A 1,384-nucleotide genomic window follows, 5' to 3' on the forward strand; every position below is an offset into this window, starting at 1 on the left:
TGGCCGCAAACGCCAGCGTAGACCTGCATAAATTGAGCGGTTATACCAGAGTTTCGCGCGAACCGTTCCGCACCGACCTTCAATTCAAACACTGGGTTGTAATGCACGCTCTAGTGCGCGCTTCTCCGTTGGCCATTCAGATTAGAAGTGCGGGGCAAAAAAAACGCACCCCGCACCAGCTTCTAACGACCGCCCGCTTTCCCGGGCATGTTCATCCGCTTGGCCGTTCGTCGTGGCATTTTCATGCGCAGGTCACGCGGCGGTTTGGCTTTGGTCTTCACACGATTCGCAGATTTCGATGTGTCCTCCGCAGCAGGTAGGGTTCGCACAAGAGCGATTTTTGGTGGCTTAAAGGGCATATTGCTCCTCATGACAAAAAGAAGGTTAAGTCGCGCAGATGCACGACTACGAATGCCCACAAGGGGCTAGCGTCGTGTGTCCATTGTCAGAGACCTCCGCAGGAGTGTTTCGGTGCGCATTCTGCCATTTAGGTCAGCGCGCGGCGGGATCAGAAAGTATGCTGGTCCATTGTCAGAATATCCTTTGCGAGTGTTGGGAGAGTCTCAGACAACCGAGTATCTGTCAAACCTGTTCAACGAACAGCGACATTTGTCGCCTCGCTTCCGAGCGCGGCCCTGAACTGCGGTTGGTCGATCGGTATCATTGCAATTGCGCGTGGCGTCAGAGAAGAAAATTTCTGCTCAACCAAAACAGACTGCAGTCCTGCATCAAGAACCTTGAGACTACCCCAATTGTTCATGCGGGCATTTCTTAGGCTTATTGCTGATCAATTTCGAATGCTCGGCGATCAAGTCAGCCAACTCTGGCCGGCATGAACCGCAGTTCGTTCCCGCATTAAGGGCGTCTCCGATATCGTCCATATTGATCAAACGCTTGTCGTGAATGGCGCGGATAAGGGTTTTTAATCCGACCTCGAAACACGAACAGACGATTGGCCCGCAGTCCTCAGAACCAACAGATGACTGGCCAGACAGAATCTGCTGAGGCGTTACCTCAGGCAAAGTTGCCAAATAGTCTCGCATCAGGGTGATAGGTCGGCGCGAGACGAAGAGCACTGCCAGAATGCGCTGACCGTCTGACAGCGCAATTCTATAAGAGCCGCGTTTGGGATCTTCTACCGAAGTCGCCATCGCATCCGGTAAACCAAACCAAACGCGAGCAGTCCTTTCCCAGTCTTCAATAATCTGGTTCCCTGCCAACTCCATCCTGTAGCCGTTGGTTGTTCTGGCTGTCGCCGAATACTCTGCTTCAGGGAACGCTGCATCGGCTGAAACGGCGAAACCGTACCATGCTGCTCTCATACGTCGAACAGATACTGCTGTTGATTTGCTTTCCGGCTGACCAGAAATCGGGTCAGTTACAC

1 protein-coding gene is annotated in these 1,384 nt (G+C 53.0%); it reads right to left on the reverse strand.

What is annotated here, in order from left to right; translation table 11 throughout:
- Positions 1–743: 743 nt before the first annotated feature.
- The coding region (locus tag ACR0EL_RS21470; protein WP_480502188.1) for a (2Fe-2S)-binding protein at positions 744–1,384 on the reverse strand (641 nt) is incomplete at its 5' end.

Source organism: Ruegeria sp. AH12, from assembly GCF_056541465.1.